Origin of the sequence: Xenorhabdus bakwenae, assembly GCF_030272115.1 — a bacterium.
In the GTDB taxonomy this organism is placed as follows: Bacteria; Pseudomonadota; Gammaproteobacteria; order Enterobacterales; family Enterobacteriaceae; genus Xenorhabdus; species Xenorhabdus bakwenae.
Map to the genome: position 1 here is coordinate 2,998,942 of NZ_CP119194.1, position 22,685 is coordinate 3,021,626.

The window sequence follows — 22,685 nt, forward strand, 5'->3', positions numbered from 1 at the left end:
TTTATTATGGATATATCTTATTTATTTTTTCTTCACTGGACGCTGCCAGTTTTTAATATGGGTTTGCTTTACACGACTGATAACCAAGTCATTCTCAGCAACGTCTTTTGTTACTGTGGTTCCGGCACCAATCGTCGCGCCTTTCGCAACCGTCACTGGCGCAACAAGCTGTGTGTCAGAACCAACAAAAACATCATCACCAATGATGGTCTTAAATTTATTGGCACCATCATAGTTACAAGTAATGGTTCCCGCACCAATATTGACATTATTGCCAATTTCAGAATCACCAAGATAAGTCAGATGACCTGCCTTGGAACCTGTGCCAAGCGAGGATTTTTTCATTTCAACGAAATTGCCAACATGCGCTTTTTCCGCCAATTTGGAACCTGGGCGTAAACGGGCAAAAGGCCCAATAGTACACTCTGCCGCAATGTCAGAATCTTCAATGACGGTGTACGGGTCAATGACTGCCCCATCACCAATAACACAATTTTTCAGGATACAGCCAGAGCCGATCTGAACATTATTTCCCAGTGTGACATGACCTTTAATAATCACATTGGTATCAATCACCACATCACGACCGTGTTCTAGTGTTCCGCGCAAATCAAAACGGGCAGGATCTAATAACATGACGCCCGCCAGCAGTAATTTTTCCGCTTGCTCAGATTGGTAAATACGTTCCAGATCGGAAAGTTGCAGACGATTGTTGACCCCTTCCATTTCACTTAAACGGCTTGGGTGTACGGCCTTGATTTGACGGCCTTCTTTGTGTGCAAGCGCAATAACATCCGTCAGGTAATATTCGCCCTGTGCGTTATTGTTTTCCAGCCGGGATAACCACCGTTTCAAATCACCGCCATTCGCCACCAAAATACCGGTGTTAATTTCGTTGATTTTACACTGTTCTTCCGTTGCATCTTTCTGTTCGATAATCCCCGTCACTTCACCATCTTCACGGATGATACGACCATAGCCCGTTGGATTATCCAGTATGGCAGTTAATAAACCAATTCCACCCTCTGGTTTAGCTTCTATCAAACGCGCCAAGGTATCTTTGCCAATCAAAGGCACATCACCGTAAAGGATCAGAATATCTTCATCATCCGAAAAATACGGAGCAGCTTGCTGCATGGCATGACCTGTACCAAGCTGTTCAGCTTGCAGTACCCAATTCAGATCCTGGCCGGGAAGTGCTTGTTTCATCAAATCACCTCCATGCCCATAAACCAGGTGAACATTTTGGGCGCCCAACTCCATTGCGGTATCAATAACATGCTGAACCATCGGCTTACCGGCCAGCACGTGCAGAACTTTAGGAAGAGCGGAATACATGCGAGTTCCCTTGCCCGCGGCAAGGATCACAACACTTTTTGTACCGACATTATTTGCGTTGTCATTATTTGCAATAATAGACATAAGAAACCTGACAATCCCAATTTTTAAGTATGAAAGTAAACCTGTTTGCGAAATAAATTGCCACATATTTCGTAATGCAAAAAAAGCCAGTTAGTTTTCACCAACTGGCTTTTTATCTAACTGCCTATACCCTTTGGGTATTTATTACATCATTTTTTTTGTCAATTCGATAACACGAAGTTTCGCGATCGCTTTCGACAATTCAGCAGATGCCTGAGCATAATCAACATCGCCGTGAGAATTACGGATGTGTTCTTCCGCCTTGCGCTTGGCTTCAAGCACTTTAGCTTCGTCCAAATCCTTACCACGGATCGCTGTATCGGCCAGTACGATAACGCCATTTGGCTGAACTTCAAGAATACCACCTGACAGGTAGATAAATTCTTCTTCACCAAACTGCTTAACAATACGTATCATGCCCGGTTTTATGGCAGTAAGCAGTGGTGTGTGTTGAGGATAGATCCCCAGCTCACCTTCACTACCTGTCACCTGAATTTTCTGTACCAGCCCTTCAAACAACAGTTTTTCAGCACTGACTACGTTCAGGGAGAACGTCATTGCAGCCATATCAACCTCCCGTCAGCCATATTAAAGCGTTTTCGCTTTTTCCATCGCTTCTTCGATGGAGCCAACCATGTAGAACGCCTGCTCTGGCAGATGGTCATAATCACCGTTCAGGATGCCTTTGAAGCCTCGGATAGTGTCTTTAAGAGGAACAAATTTACCTGGTGAACCGGTGAAGACTTCTGCAACGAAGAATGGCTGAGACAAGAAGCGCTGGATCTTACGGGCACGTGCCACAACCAGTTTGTCGTCTTCAGACAGTTCGTCCATACCCAGAATAGCGATGATGTCTTTCAGTTCCTGATAACGTTGCAGGATAGACTGAACACCACGAGCCACGTCATAGTGCTCCTGACCAACGACCAGTGGGTCAAGCTGACGGCTGGTTGAATCCAGAGGATCAACCGCAGGGTAGATACCCAGAGATGCGATCTGACGGCTCAATACGACGGTTGCATCCAAGTGAGCAAAGGTTGTCGCAGGTGATGGGTCAGTCAAGTCATCCGCAGGAACGTAAACGGCCTGTACCGAGGTGATAGAGCCAGTTTTAGTTGAGGTGATACGCTCTTGCAAAGCGCCCATCTCTTCCGCCAATGTTGGCTGATAACCTACAGCAGATGGCATACGACCTAACAGTGCAGATACTTCTGTCCCTGCCAGGGTGTAACGATAAATGTTATCAACGAACAACAGAACGTCGCGGCCTTCATCACGGAATTTTTCTGCCATCGTCAAACCGGTCAATGCAACACGCAGACGGTTTCCCGGTGGCTCATTCATCTGACCATACACCAAAGATACTTTATCCAGTACGTTTGAATCCGTCATTTCATGATAGAAGTCGTTACCTTCACGGGTACGCTCACCAACACCAGCAAATACAGAGTAACCTGAGTGCTCGATCGCAATGTTACGGATAAGCTCCATCATGTTAACGGTTTTACCTACACCCGCACCACCGAACAGACCCACTTTACCACCCTTAGCGAATGGGCAGATCAAGTCCATAACTTTAATACCGGTTTCCAGCAGTTCCTGAGAGTTGGACAACTCTTCATAGCTTGGTGCTGTACGGTGAATTGACCAGCGCTCTTCTTCGCCGATCTCACCTTTCATGTCAATGGGATCGCCCAATACGTTCATGATACGGCCCAGTGTTGCTTTACCCACTGGGACTTCGATTGGGTGTCCTAAATCAGTCACGTCCAAATGACGGCGCAGGCCATCGGAAGTACCCATTGCGATACAACGAACTATACCCCCACCTAACTGCTGCTGAACTTCCAGCACCAGTTTTTCTTCACCGTTTTTAACCTCAAGGGCATCGTATACTTTTGGTACGCTGTCCTGAGGGAATTCGACGTCCACCACGGCGCCGATTACCTGGATAATCTTTCCAGTAGCCATCTTGAATCCTCTACGTAATTCGTAAACCTAGCTGTTAAACCGCAGAAGCACCCGAAACGATTTCGGTGAGTTCCTGAGTGATGCTGGCCTGACGAGCCTTGTTGTAAACCAACTGCAACTCTTTGATCAGGTTGCCACCGTTATCGGTCGCGGCTTTCATCGCTACCATTCGTGCGGCCTGTTCACTAGCCAGGTTTTCAACGACGCCCTGATAAACTTGCGATTCTATATAGCGACGCAGCAGGGTATCCAACAGCGCCTTAGGATCAGGTTCATACAGATAGTCCCAGGACTTCTTCTTCAGTGTTTCATCGTCTCCGGCTGGCAGAGGCAATAACTGAGTGATCGTCGGAACCTGAGACATTGTATTCATGAACTTGTTTGTCACTATATACAGTTTATCCAGACGCCCTTCGTCATATGCTTGCATCATGACGTGGACTGGCCCGATCAGTTCGGATAATGATGGGTTATCTCCCATCCCTGTTACTTGGGCAACAATGTTGCCACCAACAGAAGAAAAGAAGGAAACCGCTTTTGATCCAATAAGCGCCAAATCAACTTGAACGTTTTTATCAGACCAGTCTTTCATTTCTATCAGCAATTTTTTGAACACGTTAATGTTCAAACCGCCACATAAACCACGGTCAGTCGAAACAACCACGTACCCAACACGCTTCACTTCGCGCTCTGCAAGGTAGGGATGTTTGTATTCCAGATTACCTAACGCAAGGTGTCCAATCACACTGCGAATGGTTTCTGCATAAGGACGGCTGGCTGCCATGCGATCCTGCGTTTTACGCATTTTGGACGCGGCGACCATCTCCATCGCTTTAGTGATTTTTTGCGTGTTCTGCACACTGGCGATTTTGGTACGTATCTCTTTTGCGCCGGCCATTTCTGCTTCTCCGAATTCAACCAGACGGCCCATTTTTTATTCATCAACAGAATCAAACTGGGCCGAATAGTGTTACCAGGACTGAGTCGCCTTGAAGGATTCCAACAGCGCTTTCAGCTTCGCTTCGATCTCGCCATTGTAATCACCAGACTGGTCAATCTCTTTCAGAAGATCAGCATGTTCACGGTTAGCATAAGCCAACAGCGCAGCTTCGAAACTGACCACTTTTGCGATTTCGATATCTTCCAGATAACCACGTTCAGCAGCAAACAGAGACAGAGCCTGCTGTGCAATGGACATCGGCTGATACTGTTTCTGCTTCAACAACTCAGTGACTTTCTGACCATGGTCCAACTGCTTACGCGTTGCATCATCCAGATCAGAAGCAAACTGGGAGAATGCTGCCAGTTCACGGTACTGAGCCAGAGCGGTACGAATACCACCAGACAGTTTCTTGATGATCTTAGTCTGAGCAGCACCACCTACACGGGATACTGAAATCCCTGGGTTAACCGCTGGACGGATACCTGAGTTAAACAGAGAAGATTCAAGGAAGATCTGACCATCAGTGATGGAAATAACGTTTGTTGGTACGAACGCAGAAACGTCACCCGCCTGAGTTTCAATGATTGGCAGTGCAGTCAGAGAGCCGGTTTTACCCTTCACTTCACCATGAGTGAATTTTTCAACATATTCAGCGTTAACACGCGCTGCACGCTCCAGCAAACGGGAGTGCAGGTAGAAAACGTCACCAGGATATGCTTCACGTCCAGGTGGACGACGCAGCAACAGGGAAATCTGACGGTATGCTACAGCCTGTTTAGACAGATCATCGTAAACAATCAGGGCATCTTCACCGCGATCACGGAAGTATTCACCCATCGCACAACCAGAGTAGGGCGCCAGATATTGCAGGGCCGCAGATTCAGAAGCGGATGCAACAACAACGATGGTGTTTTCCAGTGCGCCGTGTTCTTCCAGTTTACGGACTACGTTAGCAATGGTAGAAGCTTTCTGACCAATCGCAACATAGACACATTTGATACCAGAATTACGCTGGTTGATGATAGCATCAATAGCCAGAGCAGTTTTACCGGTCTGACGGTCACCGATGACCAGTTCACGCTGGCCACGGCCGATTGGGATCATGGCATCAACGGATTTGTAACCTGTCTGGACAGGCTGGTCAACGGATTGGCGATCGATAACACCTGGTGCGATCACTTCTACCGGTGAGAAGCCATCGTTCTCAAGAGCACCCTTGCCGTCAATCGGTTCACCCAGTGTGTTAACAACACGACCTAGCAGACCACGACCAACAGGCACTTCCAAAATACGGCCAGTACATTTGACTTTCATGCTTTCGGCCAAGTCAGCATACGGACCCATCACAACCGCACCTACAGAGTCGCGCTCTAGGTTCAGTGCAATTGCGTAACGGTTGCCAGGCAGAGAAAGCATTTCACCCTGCATGACATCAGCTAAACCGTGGATACGAATGATCCCGTCGTTAACGGAAACTATCGTACCTTCATTGTGAGCTTCGCTCACGACATTGAACTGAGCAATACGCTGTTTGATCAGTTCGCTGATTTCGGTGGAATTCAGTTGCATATGCTCCAGTCCCCTTAAGACTGCAAGACGTCTGTTAAACGATTCAGACGGCCACGAATACTGCCGTCAATCACCATGTCACCCGCGCGGATAATCACGCCGGCAATAACAGACTTGTCAATTTTGCAATTCAGCTTCACTTTGCGTGACAGACGTTTTTCCATCGCCGCAGAAATTTTAGCCTGCTGCTGCTCATTCAGTTCGGTCGCAGAAGCCACTTCAACATTGATAGTCGATTCAAGTGACGCACGCAATTGGATAAATTGCTGGAAGACTTCTGGCAGTACCAGCAAGCGACCATTTTCTGCCATTACACGAATAAAGTTCTGAGCATGCTCATCAACCTGCTCACCACAAAGGGTGATGAAGGTTTTGGCTAACGTTTCCGGTGCTAATGAACCGGAAAGCAGCTCACCAACCTGCTCATTGCGAGTAACCTCAGCAATAAACGCCAGCATATTCTGCCAGTGTTCAAGCGACTGGTGTTCTACAGCAAAGTCAAAAGCAGCTTTGGCGTAGGGGCGAGCTACCGTAGCGAATTCAGACATGCCCCTCCCTCCTTACAGTTCAGCGACCAGTTTATCAACGATGTCGCTGTTAGCAGCTTCATCCACGGAACGTTCGATGATTTTCTCGGCACCTGCGATAGCCAACATCGCAACCTGTTTACGTAACTCTTCACGCGCACGCTTGCGTTCAGCTTCAATTTCAGCATGAGCTTGCGCCACAATTCTGTTACGTTCCAGCTCTGCTTCTGCTTTCGCATCATCAATAATTTGGGCTTTTTGTTTATTAGCCTGCTCAATGATAACTTGTGCATCAGCTTTCGCTTTTTTCAGTTGGTCGGTCGCATTGGCTTGCGCTAAGTCCAGGTTCTTTTTGGCACGCTCTGCTGAAGCCAAACCGTCAGCAATCTCTTTCTGACGTTTTTCAATGGCCGCCATGATTGGTGGCCATACATACTTCATGCAGAACAAAACAAACAGGACAAACGCTAAGGCCTGGCCGAGGATTGTTGCGTTAATATTCACGACACAATACCTCTAATTTCAATTAATAAATTGGCGTAAATTTAAGTTCTGCTATCTTATTAACCGCCAACAGCAAACATCATAAACAAGCCCAGGCCCACAGCAATCATCGGGATGGCGTCAACCAGGCCCATGACGATAAAGAACTGCGTACGCAGCAGAGGAATCAGATCAGGTTGGCGAGCAGCGCCTTCCAGGAATTTACCCCCGAGGATGCCGATACCGATCGCAGCACCGATAGCAGCCAACCCCATCAGAATAGCGGCAGCTATGTACAGCAGATCCATGTTTATATCCATGACAGTCTCCAGTTTGTTTCAAGTTAAAACACAATTATTGATTGATAAAAATTAATGCTCTTCAGATGCCATCGACAGATAAACAATCGTCAGAACCATGAAAATAAAGGCTTGTAACGTAATAATTAATATGTGGAAAATCGCCCAAGGCAGGCTGAGTAACCACTGTGCTCCCCACGGTAGAAGGGCCGCAATAAGAATAAAGATCAATTCGCCAGCATACATATTACCAAACAGTCGCAGACCGAGTGATATAGGTTTAGACAGCAAGCTGACCCCTTCCAAGATTAAGTTAATTGGAATAAAGAGTGGATGATTGAAAGGCTGCAATGTCAGCTCCTTCGCAAAACCACGAATTCCTTTCATCTTAATGCTGTAGAACAGAATGAGGACAAAAACACCGAGGGCCATCGACAAAGTGACACTGACGTCTGCGGTTGGAACAATACGCAGAGCAGGCAAGCCGAAGAAGTGTTCACCGATTAGAGGAATAAAATCGATTGGCAGCAAATCCAATGCGTTCATGAGTAACACCCAGACGAACACAGTCAAAGCCAGAGGAGCTATCACTTTGCTCTTGCCGTGATACATATCACGCACGGTGTTATCAACGAAGCCGATTACCATTTCTATTGCAGTCTGAAATTTGCCCGGAACGCCGTCAGTGGCGCGAACCGCAACTCTTCTGAATACGAATAGAAACAACATCCCTAATACGATGGAGAAAAAAAGCGAGTCGATATTCAACGTCCAGAACGTCGCCTCATAACCACTAGCGTGGGGATTGACCAACTCAAAGGTACGCAAGTCCAACTGAAGGTGCTTCAGGTGATGACTTATGTACTCCGAAGTTGAAACTTCTCCTGATGCAGACATGATGCTTTTTACCCTTTTGTTGTTAAAAACGCTAACCGTTCATTACGGCAGGTGCGATGATCTGCACAATCAGCACCGCTAAATAGGCCACACCAAGTGGTGCAAATGCCGCCTTGAACACCCCTAAAGCGACTATCAGCACGGTTATCGTAATGATAACCTTCACCCCTTCGCTAATCGCGAAAAACCATGCAATCCGTACTGGAACCCCTTCTTCTTTTACCTTTTGGAAGCGGCTAAGTCGCATAAAAATGGCATTTGGTAGCCAACATGCTAGCCCACCAGCAAAAGCAGAAGCGCCCCACTCTATACTTTTGGTACAAAAAGCTACACTGAGAATAACAAAAGTCATTAACTGCAAAAATAACAGTTTCAGTGCCATTCTACCGCTGTAAAGGGATACAGACATGACTTTTGTTTTCTCCCTGTGGTACACCATCACATATCAGGCTTTGCTGAATGTTGTATAAAACTGGCTTTGCTTAAGAGTGTCAAGTGACAAAAACGTGCAAATTATACGGGCCGCCAAAATGAATTCAATCCATAAGTAGCGAAAAAGTGAATAATTATTTAAATTTCTAACTTTGATGCTAGATCGCTCACAAATACCATTTAATATTCTGCAATGACTAATGGTATGACCTCAAAATTAAACGTGATATACATCACATTAAACAAAAATCATTAATTATGTTTATCATTAAATATGTGATAAAAATCTTTTATTTTTTTATCGAAAATCAAACTATTAATATTATAGCTATGAAGTTTTATCTGATATACCGATAAAAAAGATTAAATGATTATTTTCTCACTTTCTCTAAAGTTTATTTATAAAGAAAATCGATAGCAATCTTTGAAAAGAGAAATTCTGCCAATATAAAAATAACGTTGATTTTCTGTGAATCATCAGTAAATAAAGTTGAATTCATGGAAGAGAATAATGAGTAACGCCAGTTACATTTTAACTGTCGTTGGCGTCACTTATTATTTAGATTTTTATTGACAAATAGCAAAGTTAGTTTGACTTAAGTATTACCAGATGACGCTGTTCATCTAACGCTGTGACCTGGAGAGGAACGACAGTGTCGAGCACAATCCCCGTTGGCAATTCAGCCAATTCATCTTCCGGCAATACACCTTTCAAAGCATAAAAACGCCCTTCACGTGGTTTAGAAAGATGGTTGCACCATGACAGCATGTCTTGCAGTGAAGCAAATGCACGGCTAATCACCCCATCAAAAAGAGGTTCGGGAATAAATTCTTCAACCCGGCTCTGTACAGGCTCAATATTGTTTAAGCCTAATTCATGTTGAACCTGACGCAAAAAGCGAACGCGTTTTCCCAAACTATCCAATAAAGTGAAATGGGAATCTGGACGTACAATGGCCAGTGGGATGCCTGGCAAGCCAGGCCCTGTTCCAACATCAATAAAACGCGTTCCACGCAGGAATGGATTAACAACAATGCTATCCATAATATGCCGAACCAGCATCTGTTCTGGGTCGCGGACAGATGTCAGGTTATAAGCCTTGTTCCATTTATTGAGCATGTCAACATAGGCAACGAGCTGCTGTTTTTGTGGCAGTGATAACGTAATGTCAGTTTTCGCCAGCAGTGATTCCAATTTATTAAGCAAAATCTGTCCTCTTAGGCGCTACGACGCAATAAACCTTGTTTTTTCAGCCATACCAGCAAAATAGAAATTGCTGCTGGCGTGATGCCTGAAATCCGTGAAGCCTGGCCAATTGAACTGGGTTTATGGTCATTCAGTTTTGCAATAACTTCATTTGAAAGCCCGCTCACTTGTTGGTAATCCAAATCAACAGGCAATGCAGTTTTTTCATTACGTAACTGTTTTTCGATCTCTTCTTGCTGACGGGCAATATAGCCTTCATATTTCACTTGAATTTCAACCTGATCCGCAGCTTGAGGCTCAGTCAGCCTAGGAGAGAAACGGGGTAACGACGTCAATAATTCATAATTCATCTCAGGGCGGCGCAGCAAATCTTCACCGTTGGCTTCTTTTGATAGCGGTGTTTTCAGCATCTGGTTGATATCCTCTAAGTTATCAGAGTGAGGATGAACCCAGATATTGCGCAGGCGCTGGCGTTCTTGCTCGATCATGTCAAATTTGCGGCAATAATGCTCCCAACGGAGATCATCCACCAAGCCAAGTTTACGGCCCTGTTCAGTCAGACGAAGATCCGCATTGTCTTCGCGCAGCATCAAACGATATTCAGCGCGGGAGGTGAACATGCGGTAAGGCTCTTTGGTGCCAAGTGTGCATAGATCATCAACCAATACGCCAATATAAGCCTGATCACGGCGTGGAAACCAACCTTCTTCACCATAAGCATAGCGTGCAGCGTTAAGGCCAGCCAGTAATCCTTGTGCGGCGGCTTCTTCATATCCGGTGGTGCCATTGATCTGACCAGCAAAAAACAGACCGTGAATAAATTTACTTTCCAGTGTTTGTTTTAAATCACGTGGATCGAAGAAGTCATATTCGATCGCATAGCCAGGGCGGATAATACGGGCATTCTCCATGCCTTTCATGGAGTGAACAATTTGCATCTGAACATCAAATGGCAAACTGGTAGAAATACCGTTTGGATAGATTTCGTTACTGGTTAATCCTTCAGGTTCCAGGAAGATCTGGTGAGCGTTACGATCCGCAAAACGCATCACTTTGTCTTCGATGGAAGGACAGTAACGAGGGCCGATCCCTTCAATGATCCCCGCATACATTGGACTGCGATCCAAGTTATTGCGGATCACTTCATGGGTTTTTTCATTGGTATGCGTGATGTAACACGGGAGCTGCCGTGGGTGTTGATCAACGTTACCCATGAATGAAAATACGGGTGTGGGGTTATCGCCCAGTTGTTGTTCAAGCTCGCTAAAATCAATGGTTCGAGCATCAATGCGAGGGGGTGTACCTGTTTTCAGGCGAGCTACACGCAATGGCAATTCACGTAAACGGTGAGATAATGAGATCGCGGGAGGATCACCTGCCCGTCCTCCACTGTAGTTTTCCAGTCCGATGTGAATTTTTCCATCAAGGAAAGTCCCTACGGTCAGCACTACAGATTTAGCTTTAAATTTCAATCCCATACGGGTAACAACACCTGTAACTGTGTCGTTTTCAACAATGAGATCTTCAACGGGTTGCTGGAAGATCATTAAGTTAGGTTGATTTTCCAGTGCTGTTCTTACAGCTTGTCGGTAAAGTACTCGATCCGCTTGTGCTCGTGTTGCCCTAACAGCAGGGCCTTTGCTGGCATTGAGTGTTCTAAACTGAATCCCGGCCTGATCTGTGGCTTTTGCCATTAGGCCACCAAGTGCATCGATCTCTTTTACCAGATGCCCTTTACCGATCCCACCAATGGCTGGATTACATGACATCTGGCCCAAAGTATCAATATTGTGAGTCAGTAGTAAGGTTTGACGCCCCATACGTGCGGAGGCCATCGCTGCTTCAGTACCGGCATGACCCCCGCCGATAATGATGACGTCAAAGTGCTCTGGATAAAACATGTGCGAACCTTCAATAGTGAGAATGCTTCATATGCATCAGGGAGAGAATTCTACCCAAGTTTGGAGCTGAGACCAAGAGGTGAGAGATCATCATTAATTAAAAGAAGATCTTTTTATTTAAAGATCTCTTTATTAGATCTTTTATTAGGATCACGATCATCTGTGGATAAGTGGATTTTCCATATAAAGATCATGATACTGTAAAGGATCATTTGCTGTGAATGATCCGTGATCCAACTCAGTATAAGCTGGGATCTAAATGCCTAGTTATTCACAGCCACTTAATTGTAACTCGGTTATTAAATGGATAACTACGGGTTAACCCCTGCTTTTCAGACAAGTTATCCACAGCTGATCGTTATATTTTTAATCAGATCAGAGTAACTTTGCCCACTCTTTAACCCATTCTTCGGCTGGATCTTCGGGAATTTCGTGTTGCAGGATATCGATTTCCAATCGATCGCCGATCCGTTTTGCTCCATGATCTTCTAATAAGCGTTCCAGTGATCTTATTGCGCCACAGAAGGTGTCATATTCGGAACTGCCGATACCGACGGCTCCAAATGTGATATTGCGGAGATCCGGTTGCTGTTGTGTGATCTGATCCACCAGAGGTTGGAGATTATCAGGTAAGTCCCCAGCTCCATGCGTTGAAGTAACGACAATCCACAACCCTTCACGTGGGAGATCTTCCAATGAGGGACCATGCAGCATCTTCGTTGGAAAGCCATTATTTTCTAAGATCTCAGCCATATGTTCTGCGACGTATTCGGCGCTACCCATTGTGCTGCCGCTGATTAAGGTTATTGTGCTCATCATGATCCTTGTTAAATTAAAGAATAACTATTGTACGCAGTGAATCTATTGGGATCTACCTGTGGATAATGTGGTTAACTGGTTTTTCGTTTTAAGGTTTTATTGTCCTCATTATCGGGTTTTGCAGGGAGATCAACGTTTCTGTTGACTGGATTTCGTCAATCGTCTGGATCTTGTTGATAAGTACGTCCTGAAGAGCTTCTATGGATCGGCACATGACTTTAATGAAGATACTGTAGTGCCCTGTGGTGTAATAAACTTCAACAACTTCATCAAGCATGTCGAGTTTCTTCAATGCCGCCGGATAGTCTTTGGCGCTTTTTAATATGATGCCAATAAAGCAGCACACATCGAACCCCAGTTGTTTAGCACTGATATCAACCCGAGTCCCCGTAATGATCCCTGATTGTTTCATTTTTTCTACACGGACATGAATCGTTCCTGGGCTTACTGCGAATTTTTTGGCTAATTCTGCGTAAGGTGTACGTGCGTTCGCCATTAAAGCGTGAAGTATGTCACGGTCTAAATTATCGATCTGATAAATTTCCGCCATTTTCAACCCCTGTTTTTGAATAATATTCATTTTTATAGTGTAAAATTTATCGTTTATAAATCTTATTCACTATTTTTATCATCATATATTGAATTTGCACCTCATTTTGTTGCTTAATCTATATCAACAGGACACAGGGCCACTAAAAAATTTTGAGAGCTGCATCATGAAAACATCCTTTATTGAAAAGCAACAGCAGATTAGTTTTGTGAAATCATACTTTTCCCGTCTGTTAGAGAAAAAACTTGGCTTAATCGAAGTGCAGGGACCTATCTTAAGTCGTCTTGGTGATGGTACTCAGGACAACTTATCGGGTCATGAAAAAGCGGTTCAGGTGAAAGTGAAAACTTTGCCAGACGACACATTCGAAGTGGTTCATTCTCTGGCGAAATGGAAACGTAAGACATTAGGTCGCTTTGGTTTTCAAGCTGAACAGGGATTGTATACTCACATGAAAGCTCTGCGTCCTGATGAAGATCGCTTGACGCCTATCCACTCTGTTTTTGTTGATCAGTGGGATTGGGAGAAAGTGATGGGTGAAGGTCAGCGTTCACTCGACTATTTAAAACAGACAGTAGGTAAAATCTACGAAGCAATAAAAGAAACACAACAAGTAGTAAGTAAGGAATTTGGTCTGGCACCGTTCCTGCCAGATCAAATTCACTTTATTCACAGTGAAGAGCTTCTGAAACGTTACCCTGGTCTGGATGCTAAAGGTCGTGAACGTGAGGCTGCCAAAGAGTTTGGTGCCATTTTCCTGATGGGCATTGGTGGTAAGTTGTCTGATGAGCAGGCTCATGATGTACGTGCGCCGGATTACGACGATTGGACTACACCAAACGGTGATGGTTTCTTTGGTTTAAACGGTGACATTATTGTCTGGAACCCAGTTTTGCAGGATGCTTTTGAAATTTCTTCTATGGGTATCCGTGTTGATGCAGAGACGCTGAAACGTCAGCTTGCACTGACTGGTGATGAAGATCGTCTGCAATATGATTGGCATCAAGCGTTGATCAGCGGTGATATGCCACAATCTATCGGTGGTGGTATCGGGCAATCCCGCTTGGTGATGTTGCTGCTGCAAATGGCACATATCGGTCAGGTTCAGTGCGGTGTCTGGTCACCTGAGATTATTGAATCCGTTGAAGGTGTACTCTAAGTTTTAATTTCGCCACCTTCTTTGTAAACGGCTTATAAGCCCGGTATCAAAACACCAGATATAGTCGAATATCTGCATAATACCGGGCTTTCCGTAATGGGAAAGGGAGACTGCATGGAAGCGGTGTTGCTGATGCTGTTGCAGATTTTTTATCTGATGGATTAGGGAGCCTGGCAAACGTTGGGCAATGAAATCTGAAATAACAACAGCATCAGCATCTTCCCAACTATTTTCTTTCATTTTTTCAACGGTTGCATTTAAACAAGATGCCAGATCTGTTCCTCCCCTAAAGGTTTGTCCCAGAAAATGCATCACTTGAGTGAGTCCATCCGGTGATGTTAAGTCATAATGAATAAGTTGTGTCGAGAACAATATAATATGACAGTGACGATTATCCGCCAGTGCAATACGCATCAAAGCCAGACAGAGTGCTTTTGCACATTGCTCATTAAATCCACCCATTGAACCTGAAGTATCGACACAAACAATAAATGGTCCTCGAGGTTGTTTTTCATTATGGTGATGTGTAACGGGTTTAAGAGTGGTTTTCGGTTGCCAATCGTCTCCTTGTAGGCGATAGGATAGTAACTTTTTCTCCACCAGCCGCCGGTAAAATTCGTATTCCAACGCGTCAATACCCAGCATAGCCATTTCGGTGGGTAATAACCTTAAGATATCGTCGCTTTGCCTAATCCCGCTAATTTGCTCCGGTATAGTCTCTGGCAGCCTTTCAGGTCGGGTAAACGGCTCCAGAACGACGCTTTCTTGAGGGATTGCTTTCGCTGCCTGACTGCGGCCAAGTAATTGCGCCAGTTTTTCCAGCTCAGGTTGCTGTTTAAGAAAGTCAGCATAAAGAGTAAATAGTTGTATATTTTTCGTGGTCAGGTGAAGTTGTCCTTTACTCATATCCCATAATCGGCCTGCCGCGTGATCATTGTGATCAAAGAGGGGATCAAGGTTACCACTGAGTGTTAATCGCTTCTGGATCTCTGCAAATAGTTGTTCTTTTTCTTGTTCTAATAGTGTCTTGTTAAAGGTCGTTGCTTGCAGGATCAGGCTGAGATGCCAGCGTTGGATAAATAACATCTGTTCTGAAGGGGGGTGTTCAGAGAATGCTTTGGATAGTGTATTGGCTTCTTTGGCAAAGGGGGATCCGAGCTGTTGGAGTTTCTTCAGGATATTAGGTAATTGTTGATAGAAATCTGACGTATCAATTGCCTGTATGTGTTGGTATAACTGAAACTCTTCAGCTAATGGAGCAGGGATACGTGTCTCTTTTATTCTCTGCTGCAATGCTTGTTGCCATGAGGGAAGATCTTTCAGCAATGCGTTCTTAAGCCTTGGGAACTTGCCAAAGAAAATAACGAGCTGGGGGGAACCTAACAGTACCAAAATGATCTCTTCGATCAGCTCGCTTTCATTGATAGAGAGCAAGAGATCGAGTGTGGCTAGTGTTAACATGTGGGTTTCCCATTGTGGGGCATGTGCCAATGTTGCAAAAAAATAATCATGTGCTTTGTAGCCAAAACTCGTAAAATTCAGTCTATATCTTCTATCTTCTTTGGTAAATATCATGAGTTATGGTAATACCTGGTGGGGTAAACAATGGCTGAACGCTCTCACTAATATAGATTATGACAACCGATTGCCGCGTGGGAGAACTTACGCTAATAAAGGTGTGGTCAAGAATCTGACATTGAAAGGAGGCACTTTGCAGGCGAAAGTGCAGGGTTCTCGTCCATTACCTTATCAAGTTTTAATTCAAGTCCCTTCACTGACCCAGAAACAAATCAATCGATTGCTTGATGTGTTGGTGGGTGATCCTGGTGTGATCGCCCGTCTGCTTAATCGAGAATTAGATCCTTCAGTGTTAGAGCAGGCTAAACGCTTGGGTATTGCCGTATTTCCGTCCCAGTGGAAAGATTTAACGATGAGATGTTCCTGCCCCGACTGGGTAGTGCCTTGTAAGCACTTGGCGGCAACGATTTACTTGATCAGTCGTCAAATCGACAGCAATCCTTTTCTGGTGTTCTCCCTGCGTGGTGTGGATCTTGTTCAGCAGCTAAAAGAACGAGGAATTAATATTGAGCGCGAGGCAGTGGTCAATGTGCCGCGCTTGTCGACCCTGTTAATTGAAGGTGGCGCGTTGGTAGACGCTATCCTGCCGGATCCGATGGCACTGGAAACGTTGGATTATACTGGCTTGCCATCTCTGTCTGAGCCGCTATTGGCGGTATTGCCTGCACAGACGGTTTTTTTTCCTGACGGCGATCTACGCAAGGTGATGCAAAGAGTACTGACGCGGGTGGCTAAGTTTGCCCGCAAGGTATTGGATGGCAAAATTCTGATGGATATGCCTGTAGTCACTTTGTTGGCTCCCCACCGTCCCCGTATCACGTTGAATCGGGAGGGAGATGCCATCATCAGTGGTGTCAACGGGCTATATACCATTGAAGAACTGGACACTGCGCTGGCACAACTTACTCCAGCAGACTTGCCGGACAGGCAACCAGAGGTAGCCGCCCTGTTCCACCTGCGCATGATATCTTTGCATCTGCTGGTTCACGGAGCGGTGGTGCCACAGGTATTTTCTGTGGAGCCAAATGTTCTGGGAGTGCGTTGGTTACCCGCTATGCTCGATAACCGGGTTGCTGAACAGATACAGCTTCTGGCAAGAGGCTTGCCGTCGCAATTGGCCGTGTTAAGTCGGAACCAGACTATTTCACCGATAATGCAGACCTGCGCGTTATGTGCGGTATTTCTCGGTTATTACCTGCGAATGGCGTCGGAGTATGTCAGAGAGAAACCGCGCGACAATAAAATCTTGTCCTTGTTATTCAGTGGTGAACCGAAAAATTTTGATGGTTCAGAGGAAAGTGCTATCGGTCCTGCCTTACAGACTTGGCTTGCTCGTTATCATCTGGCTGAACGGGACTATTCTCCCGTACTGAACCTGAATGAGGGGGAGTTCGGCGATTTCGAGGTAGGGTTGGCTATTCAGCCCAAATCGGCCTTGTTGACACCACCGGTTCCGTTGTACAGCGTACTAACTGAGCAAGAGTGGAGTCAGGCGCGTTTCGGCATCTTGCAGACGGTCATTCTGCTGGCCGAATTTTTCCCTCCTCTTAATGACTACCTGAGACAGGGCGCACACTCTCCTATTGTTCTGACGGCGGAACAACTGCCTGAGCTATTGTTCAACACACTACCTGCCATTCAACTGCTCGGCATTCGCACTTTGCTACCCAAGGTGTTGGAACGATTGTTACGCCCTCGGTTGTCGATGAACGTATCTAGTCGGACTCAGGGACTTGGAAGCAATCAATTGCGGGTTGATGAGATCCTGACTTTCGATTGGCGGGTCGCTTTGGGTGAACATCATCTGACTCGTGTCGAGTTCGAGCAATTGGTTCAGGGCGCAACGGGCGTAGTGCGTTTCAAAGGAGAATATGTCTACTTAGATCCGGAAGAAATTGCGAGTTTGCAAGCCCAACTGAACCGCCCCTCAAAATTGTCGGGCACTGAATTGCTGCGCACGGCACTGGCTGGTGAATATGGTGGCACACCGGTAAAGCTCGACGACAACACGCTACAACTGCTGACCGAGTTGAGGGAGTCGGGTGAAATGCCTTTACCGTGCGATCTCAACGCTACCCTGCGTCCGTATCAACAACGCGGTTACGCTTGGATGATGCGCAACTTACAGGTAGGATTTGGCAGCGTGATTGCTGATGATATGGGGCTTGGAAAAACCCTGCAAGTGATCGCTACACTGCTCAAACTTAAGCAGGACGGTGCCTTAGAGCAGTCTAAGGCATTGATAGTGGTTCCCACCAGTTTGCTGACCAATTGGCAGAGGGAAATTGCTCGCTTTGCGCCAACGATCAGCATTGACGTATTTCATGGCAGAAAACGTGAATTGACCTGTGAACGACCGGACGTCTTGCTGACTACCTACGGTATTGTTCGTAGTGCGGTGACCTCGCTCAAGGCTATGTCCTGGCGGGTTCTGGTGGTGGATGAAGCGCAAAACATCAAGAACCCGTCTGTCGCGCAGACCAAAGCGATCAAATCTATTCCTGCTGCTGGCTATATTGCCATGAGTGGTACTCCCGTTGAAAACCGTCTGTCTGAATACTGGAGCTTAATGGATTTTGTCAATCGCGGTTATTTGGGCACACTTAAACGTTTCGAGAAAGATTACACTACGCCGATCCAGATCAACCGCGATCGGCAGGTAGCAGAACGCTTCCAACGCATCACCGCCCCCTTTCTCCTGCGCCGCCTTAAGTCCGATCGCAGCGTGATCAGCGATCTGCCCGACAAGGTTGAAAGTGATCAATACTGCAGCTTGACGGCAACACAAACCGCACTGTACGAATCGGTGGTGCGTGAAAGTCTGCTGACCCTTGAAGCTGAAGAAGATCAGTTCAAACGCCAGGGCTTGGTATTACAAATGATTCTGTCGCTCAAGCAGATCTGCAACCATCCCGATCTGTACCTGAAACAACCTGCCAGCGATGCTATAGCGTCCGGCAAACTCGAACGCTTGTTCGATCTGCTCGACGATATACATGCCAGCCACGAGAAAACGCTCATTTTCACTCAGTTCCGTGAGATGGGGGAATTATTGGCTCACTGGTTACGACAACGCTACGGGCAGGCCCCGATGTTCCTGCATGGCGGTCTGTCCCGCACTAAACGTGACGAAATGGTGGAGAAATTTCAGACCGACCGCACTGAACGGGTGTTTCTGTTATCCCTCAAGGCCGGAGGGACGGGGCTTAACCTAACTGCCGCCTCAAACGTGATTCACTTCGATTTATGGTGGAATCCCGCAGTGGAGGCGCAGGCTACTGACCGTGCGTATCGCATTGGTCAACAGCGTAATGTGCAGGTGCACCGCTTTATTACCAGTGCCACCTTTGAAGAACGGATTAACGAAATGATCCAGCGTAAGCGTGAGCTATCTGATATGGTGGTGGGTAGCGGAGAACAATGGATAGGCAATCTGGATACGCAAGCGATTAGAGAACTGTTTGCGCTTGCTTGATTATAACTCCATCCCAAGGGAGACGATATTTGCACTTTGTATAAGTCGCTCCCTTGCGGAATATCAACACGATATTACCCACTCATTTTTACCCTCAACTGTTTCTGTTTTTCAGTTAATTGCAGAAAACTCTGTTCAATGTTGACAAGCCAATGTGCTTCGATAAATAAACAGGGTTGATGCTGACTGAATAAATTGCGTTGTTGCTGAATTTCATCGCTGATGGATATCATTTTTTCATGCCATTCTGTATTGGTGTTTTTTGAAGTACTAAATAGGCAGAGAACAGCGTTATTACGGCTAATATCCAGCACTGTAAGCAGGTTCTTTTCATTGATTTCTGCCGTGATAGTTTGAGGAAAACCAATGCCGTTTAAACAGGCAGAGAGTTCTCCTGTATTATTTTTTAGAGCGTTTTCCAGCGAGTTTTTATCTAGTTCGATGAAATTGACTTCAATATTATGCATGTGTAATGAAGGACGTAAAAATAGGGTCAGTTTTTCATCTGCTATATCTTCGGGCAGTGAATAAAGGGTCTTACGGCGAAACAGAGAGGATTTGGCGACTAATTGCAGGGGATGGTCATTTTCTCCTTGGTTGGATTGTACCCATTGCTGGTATAACTTCTCCATTTTTTGCAGGAGGGAATGTTGTCGATAAGCCTGTTCTGTCAATAAGACATGCAAAAATTGGGACAAGAATTTTAAGCTATTCAAGTCGTGCCATAGGCAATCTTTTAATAGCACGATATCTAACGGGGATATCTCATTTCTGCCGCTGAAAAAGGCACAGGCTTGCAGTAAACGGATAGATTTTTTCCAACGGCGATCTGAGACATCAGCCGTGCTCTTAGTCGCATTGACTTGTTGGCGTAATTGATAAATCAGTTCGAAGATATGATCTGGCAGGGATACATGATTGATCTTATCTTGCCATTGCTGAAATTCATCATCGGTGATTTGAATATGGGCAGGCACGGGATTGCTATTTTCCTTGTTTCGGTCAGTCAGCAAGGCGCGAAAATTTTTCTTTTCCTGAATTTTGTCCAGCCAGAGTCGAATCAACATGCGATCGTAGAGTGCTTCCAGATTGCTATCACTATCCGGGAGTTCATTGGATGCTGTAACCAGTAAACGCATCGGTAGTTGTTCTTCCAGGTTGCCATTTCTGAATTTCTTTTCATTAATCGCGGTGAGTAACGTATTCAAAATGGCGGGACCTGCTTTCCAAATTTCATCCAAGAAAACGATTTCCGCTTCGGGTAAATAACCTTCAGTAAGGCGCTGATAACGGCCTTCATCTTTGAGCGCTTGAATGGAAAGGGGGCCGAAGATCTCTTCTGGGGTGGAAAAACGGGTCATCAGATACTCAAAAGCGCGTGCGTTTTGGAATGCAAATTTGATCCGACGCGCGATAAGGCTTTTGGCTATTCCCGGGGGGGCCAAGAAGAAAAATGCTCTCTCCACATAATGCGGCTAGCAGGCACAGGCGAATAGCTTGCCGTCTTTCATATAGTCCGCTTTCTAGATGCTGACCTAACTGGGATATTTTCTCGACCAATTGCATAGTATGGACACCAAGGATTGAAGAGTTACCTTCCTTTATTTATAGATAAAATTCACCCTATGCAAAGATTTTGATGATAAGTTATTTTTTCCCTTTATTTATCTCCCCCATTAAACGTTTCTATGATGATCACATTTTTATATTAATCATATTGTCTTTGATGGTTAGCTTTATATGATGACTGTTTAGCGAAACGTTTCGCTAAACAGTTTATAAAAATGAAAAAAGGCGTTTTATTACATTCTGATATTTCAGCCGTTATTTCTCGTTTGGGACACACCGATCCGATTGCGATCAGTGATGCGGGCTTACCTATCCCGTCGTTGTGGCTTCCACTGGTTCCAAATCCGCTCAGGAAGCTGGTATTGGCATTCTTCATCAAGAATTAAACCCCATCCCCCAACTAACGATTGCTGAAAACATTTTTTTGGGTCGTGAATTCGTCAATAAACTGGTAACTATTTTCTCCGTCATGGCATAAAGTGCCACTATCAGTGCTAATTAAGGGCAATGTTATCAGCTATATTGCTTCTGACAGCCGTTTAGGTGCTAAAATAGTCGCTGATTATGATCGCACAAAAGGGATGAATGTTATGCAGAACTTGCTGACAGCTCATCCGTCAGTACAAGCTGTTTTCGCTCAAAATGATGAAATGGCTCTTGGTGCATTGCGAGCGTTGCAGGCAGCCGGTAAAGAAGAGGTGTTGGTTGTCGGATTTGATGGCATTGACGATGCTCTTAAGGCTGTACAGAGTGGTAAATTGGCAGCAATCAACGCACAGGATCCGGATCAGATAGGTATCATTAGTGTTCAGACTGTGGACAAAGTGCTAAAAGGTGAAAAAGTTGATGCCATCATTCCGGTTGAGCTGGAATTAGTTGTGAAGAAATAATCAACATTATTCATGCAGTCATTAATTTTTATGGCTGCATTATTTTTACACAGGAATAAATGTAATGCGTGTGGCAAAACTGGTTGTGATGGGTAGCATCAATGTAGATCACATATTGAATCTCAACTCTTTTCCCCAACCAGGGGAAACAGTGAGAGGAGAACAATATAAGGTTGCCTTTGGAGGAAAGGGGGCAAACCAGGCCGTTGCTGCTGGTCGTTGTGGTGCTGACATTACATTTATTGCTTGCGTTGGCCAAGATGATGTCGGCATACGTGTTTGCCAACAGTTGGCGAAAGATAATATCAATACTTCCTCAATTGAGGTGATTGAAGGGGAAACAACGGGCGTTGCTCTGATTTTTGTCAATCGGCTGGGTGAAAATGTTATTGGCATTAATGCTGGGGCGAATGGGAAGCTAACGCCTAATTATTTCCTTCGTCATGAACAGATTGTCAAAGAAGCTGATGCATTGTTATTGCAGCTTGAAACGCCATTGGAAACCGTACAACTTGCTGCTGAAACGGCCAAGAAACATCATGCTAAAGTGATTTTGAATCCAGCACCGGCACAGCAAATCTCAGATAAATTACTGTCGCTGGTGGATATTATCACGCCGAATGAAACTGAAGCGGAATATTTGACTGGCATTGCCGTAAAAGATGATGTTGGCGCGAAAAAAGCCTCGCAGGCTTTACATCATAAAGGCATAGAAACGGTCATTATCACATTGGGTAGCCGAGGCGTATGGCTGAGTGAGAAAGGTAAGGAAGGGAAAATTGTTTCTGGATTTAAAGTAAAAGCGATCGACACAATTGCTGCTGGGGATACATTTAATGGCGCCTTGGTAACAGGATTGCTGGAAGAAAACACCCTGTTGTCTGCTATCCGCTTTGCTCATGCGGCGGCAGCGATTGCCGTTACGCGTCAGGGAGCACAACCTGCGGTTCCGTGGCGGAATGAAATTGACGCATTTCTATCTGAACAGGATTAA

Annotated in this window: 18 protein-coding genes and 4 pseudogenes; 6 read left to right on the forward strand and 16 right to left on the reverse strand. The window is 45.4% G+C overall.

Features of this window, described 5'->3' with window-relative positions; genetic code table 11:
* Positions 1-21: 21 nt before the first annotated feature.
* From glmU to asnC, 14 genes are all read right to left on the reverse strand, one after another.
* On the reverse strand, positions 22-1,422 hold the full coding sequence (glmU, locus tag PXH59_RS15095; protein ID WP_285809008.1) for a bifunctional UDP-N-acetylglucosamine diphosphorylase/glucosamine-1-phosphate N-acetyltransferase GlmU: 1,401 nt from the start codon (positions 1,420-1,422) through the stop codon (positions 22-24).
* Between the two features lie 144 nt (positions 1,423-1,566).
* Entirely contained in the window at positions 1,567-1,989 is a 423-nt protein-coding gene (locus tag PXH59_RS15100; RefSeq protein WP_047770884.1) for a F0F1 ATP synthase subunit epsilon, read from the reverse strand.
* Between the two features lie 21 nt (positions 1,990-2,010).
* Complete coding sequence (gene atpD, locus PXH59_RS15105; RefSeq protein ID WP_047770883.1) at positions 2,011-3,393, reverse strand: F0F1 ATP synthase subunit beta; 1,383 nt, start codon at positions 3,391-3,393, stop codon at positions 2,011-2,013.
* Positions 3,394-3,427: 34 nt separating this feature from the next.
* Entirely contained in the window at positions 3,428-4,291 is an 864-nt protein-coding gene (gene atpG / locus PXH59_RS15110) for a F0F1 ATP synthase subunit gamma (RefSeq protein WP_047770897.1), read from the reverse strand.
* A gap of 72 nt (positions 4,292-4,363) precedes the next feature.
* Complete coding sequence (gene atpA, locus PXH59_RS15115; protein ID WP_285809009.1) at positions 4,364-5,905, reverse strand: F0F1 ATP synthase subunit alpha; 1,542 nt, start codon at positions 5,903-5,905, stop codon at positions 4,364-4,366.
* 14 nt (positions 5,906-5,919) lie between these two features.
* Complete coding sequence (gene atpH, locus PXH59_RS15120; RefSeq protein ID WP_047770881.1) at positions 5,920-6,453, reverse strand: F0F1 ATP synthase subunit delta; 534 nt, start codon at positions 6,451-6,453, stop codon at positions 5,920-5,922.
* Positions 6,454-6,465: 12 nt separating this feature from the next.
* Positions 6,466-6,936, reverse strand: coding sequence for a F0F1 ATP synthase subunit B (atpF, locus tag PXH59_RS15125; protein ID WP_047770880.1), 471 nt, complete (start codon positions 6,934-6,936; stop codon positions 6,466-6,468).
* A gap of 59 nt (positions 6,937-6,995) precedes the next feature.
* Entirely contained in the window at positions 6,996-7,235 is a 240-nt protein-coding gene (gene atpE / locus PXH59_RS15130; RefSeq protein WP_045967711.1) for a F0F1 ATP synthase subunit C, read from the reverse strand.
* Between the two features lie 51 nt (positions 7,236-7,286).
* Positions 7,287-8,111, reverse strand: coding sequence for a F0F1 ATP synthase subunit A (gene atpB / locus PXH59_RS15135; RefSeq protein ID WP_047770879.1), 825 nt, complete (start codon positions 8,109-8,111; stop codon positions 7,287-7,289).
* A gap of 31 nt (positions 8,112-8,142) precedes the next feature.
* A complete protein-coding gene (gene atpI / locus PXH59_RS15140; RefSeq protein ID WP_047770896.1) occupies positions 8,143-8,520 on the reverse strand; it encodes a F0F1 ATP synthase subunit I in 378 nt (125 codons plus the stop codon).
* Between the two features lie 609 nt (positions 8,521-9,129).
* Positions 9,130-9,750, reverse strand: a complete 621-nt coding sequence (rsmG, locus tag PXH59_RS15145; RefSeq protein WP_047770878.1) for a 16S rRNA (guanine(527)-N(7))-methyltransferase RsmG — start codon at positions 9,748-9,750, stop codon at positions 9,130-9,132.
* 11 nt (positions 9,751-9,761) lie between these two features.
* On the reverse strand, positions 9,762-11,651 hold the full coding sequence (gene mnmG, locus PXH59_RS15150) for a tRNA uridine-5-carboxymethylaminomethyl(34) synthesis enzyme MnmG (RefSeq protein WP_285809010.1): 1,890 nt from the start codon (positions 11,649-11,651) through the stop codon (positions 9,762-9,764).
* Between the two features lie 375 nt (positions 11,652-12,026).
* Positions 12,027-12,467: an FMN-binding protein MioC gene (gene mioC / locus PXH59_RS15155; protein WP_285809011.1), complete on the reverse strand. Its 441-nt coding sequence runs from the start codon at positions 12,465-12,467 to the stop codon at positions 12,027-12,029.
* Between the two features lie 91 nt (positions 12,468-12,558).
* Positions 12,559-13,020: a transcriptional regulator AsnC gene (gene asnC, locus PXH59_RS15160; RefSeq protein ID WP_047770875.1), complete on the reverse strand. Its 462-nt coding sequence runs from the start codon at positions 13,018-13,020 to the stop codon at positions 12,559-12,561.
* Positions 13,021-13,186: 166 nt separating this feature from the next.
* Between asnC and asnA the strand changes: the two genes are divergently transcribed.
* Entirely contained in the window at positions 13,187-14,179 is a 993-nt protein-coding gene (asnA, locus tag PXH59_RS15165; RefSeq protein WP_285809013.1) for an aspartate--ammonia ligase, read from the forward strand.
* A gap of 3 nt (positions 14,180-14,182) precedes the next feature.
* Here the strand turns inward: asnA and viaA are convergent, their stop codons facing one another.
* On the reverse strand, positions 14,183-15,640 hold the full coding sequence (gene viaA, locus PXH59_RS15170) for an ATPase RavA stimulator ViaA (RefSeq protein WP_285809015.1): 1,458 nt from the start codon (positions 15,638-15,640) through the stop codon (positions 14,183-14,185).
* Positions 15,641-15,752: 112 nt separating this feature from the next.
* On the opposite strand from viaA, the gene PXH59_RS15175 reads away from it, so the two are divergent.
* Entirely contained in the window at positions 15,753-19,232 is a 3,480-nt protein-coding gene (locus PXH59_RS15175) for a DEAD/DEAH box helicase (protein WP_285809017.1), read from the forward strand.
* Positions 19,233-19,306: 74 nt separating this feature from the next.
* Here PXH59_RS15175 and ravA read toward each other — a convergent pair.
* A pseudogene (ravA, locus tag PXH59_RS15180) lies at positions 19,307-20,798 on the reverse strand (ATPase RavA).
* Between the two features lie 218 nt (positions 20,799-21,016).
* On the opposite strand from ravA, the pseudogene PXH59_RS15185 reads away from it, so the two are divergent.
* The 4 genes and pseudogenes from PXH59_RS15185 to rbsK form a co-directional block, all read left to right on the forward strand.
* A pseudogene (locus PXH59_RS15185) lies at positions 21,017-21,121 on the forward strand (RbsD/FucU domain-containing protein); the annotation flags it as partial.
* A gap of 11 nt (positions 21,122-21,132) precedes the next feature.
* A pseudogene (locus PXH59_RS15190) lies at positions 21,133-21,249 on the forward strand (hypothetical protein); the annotation flags it as partial.
* 106 nt (positions 21,250-21,355) lie between these two features.
* Positions 21,356-21,691 (forward strand): annotated as a pseudogene (locus PXH59_RS15195) (substrate-binding domain-containing protein); the annotation flags it as partial.
* A gap of 64 nt (positions 21,692-21,755) precedes the next feature.
* A complete protein-coding gene (gene rbsK, locus PXH59_RS15200) occupies positions 21,756-22,685 on the forward strand; it encodes a ribokinase (protein ID WP_285809019.1) in 930 nt (309 codons plus the stop codon).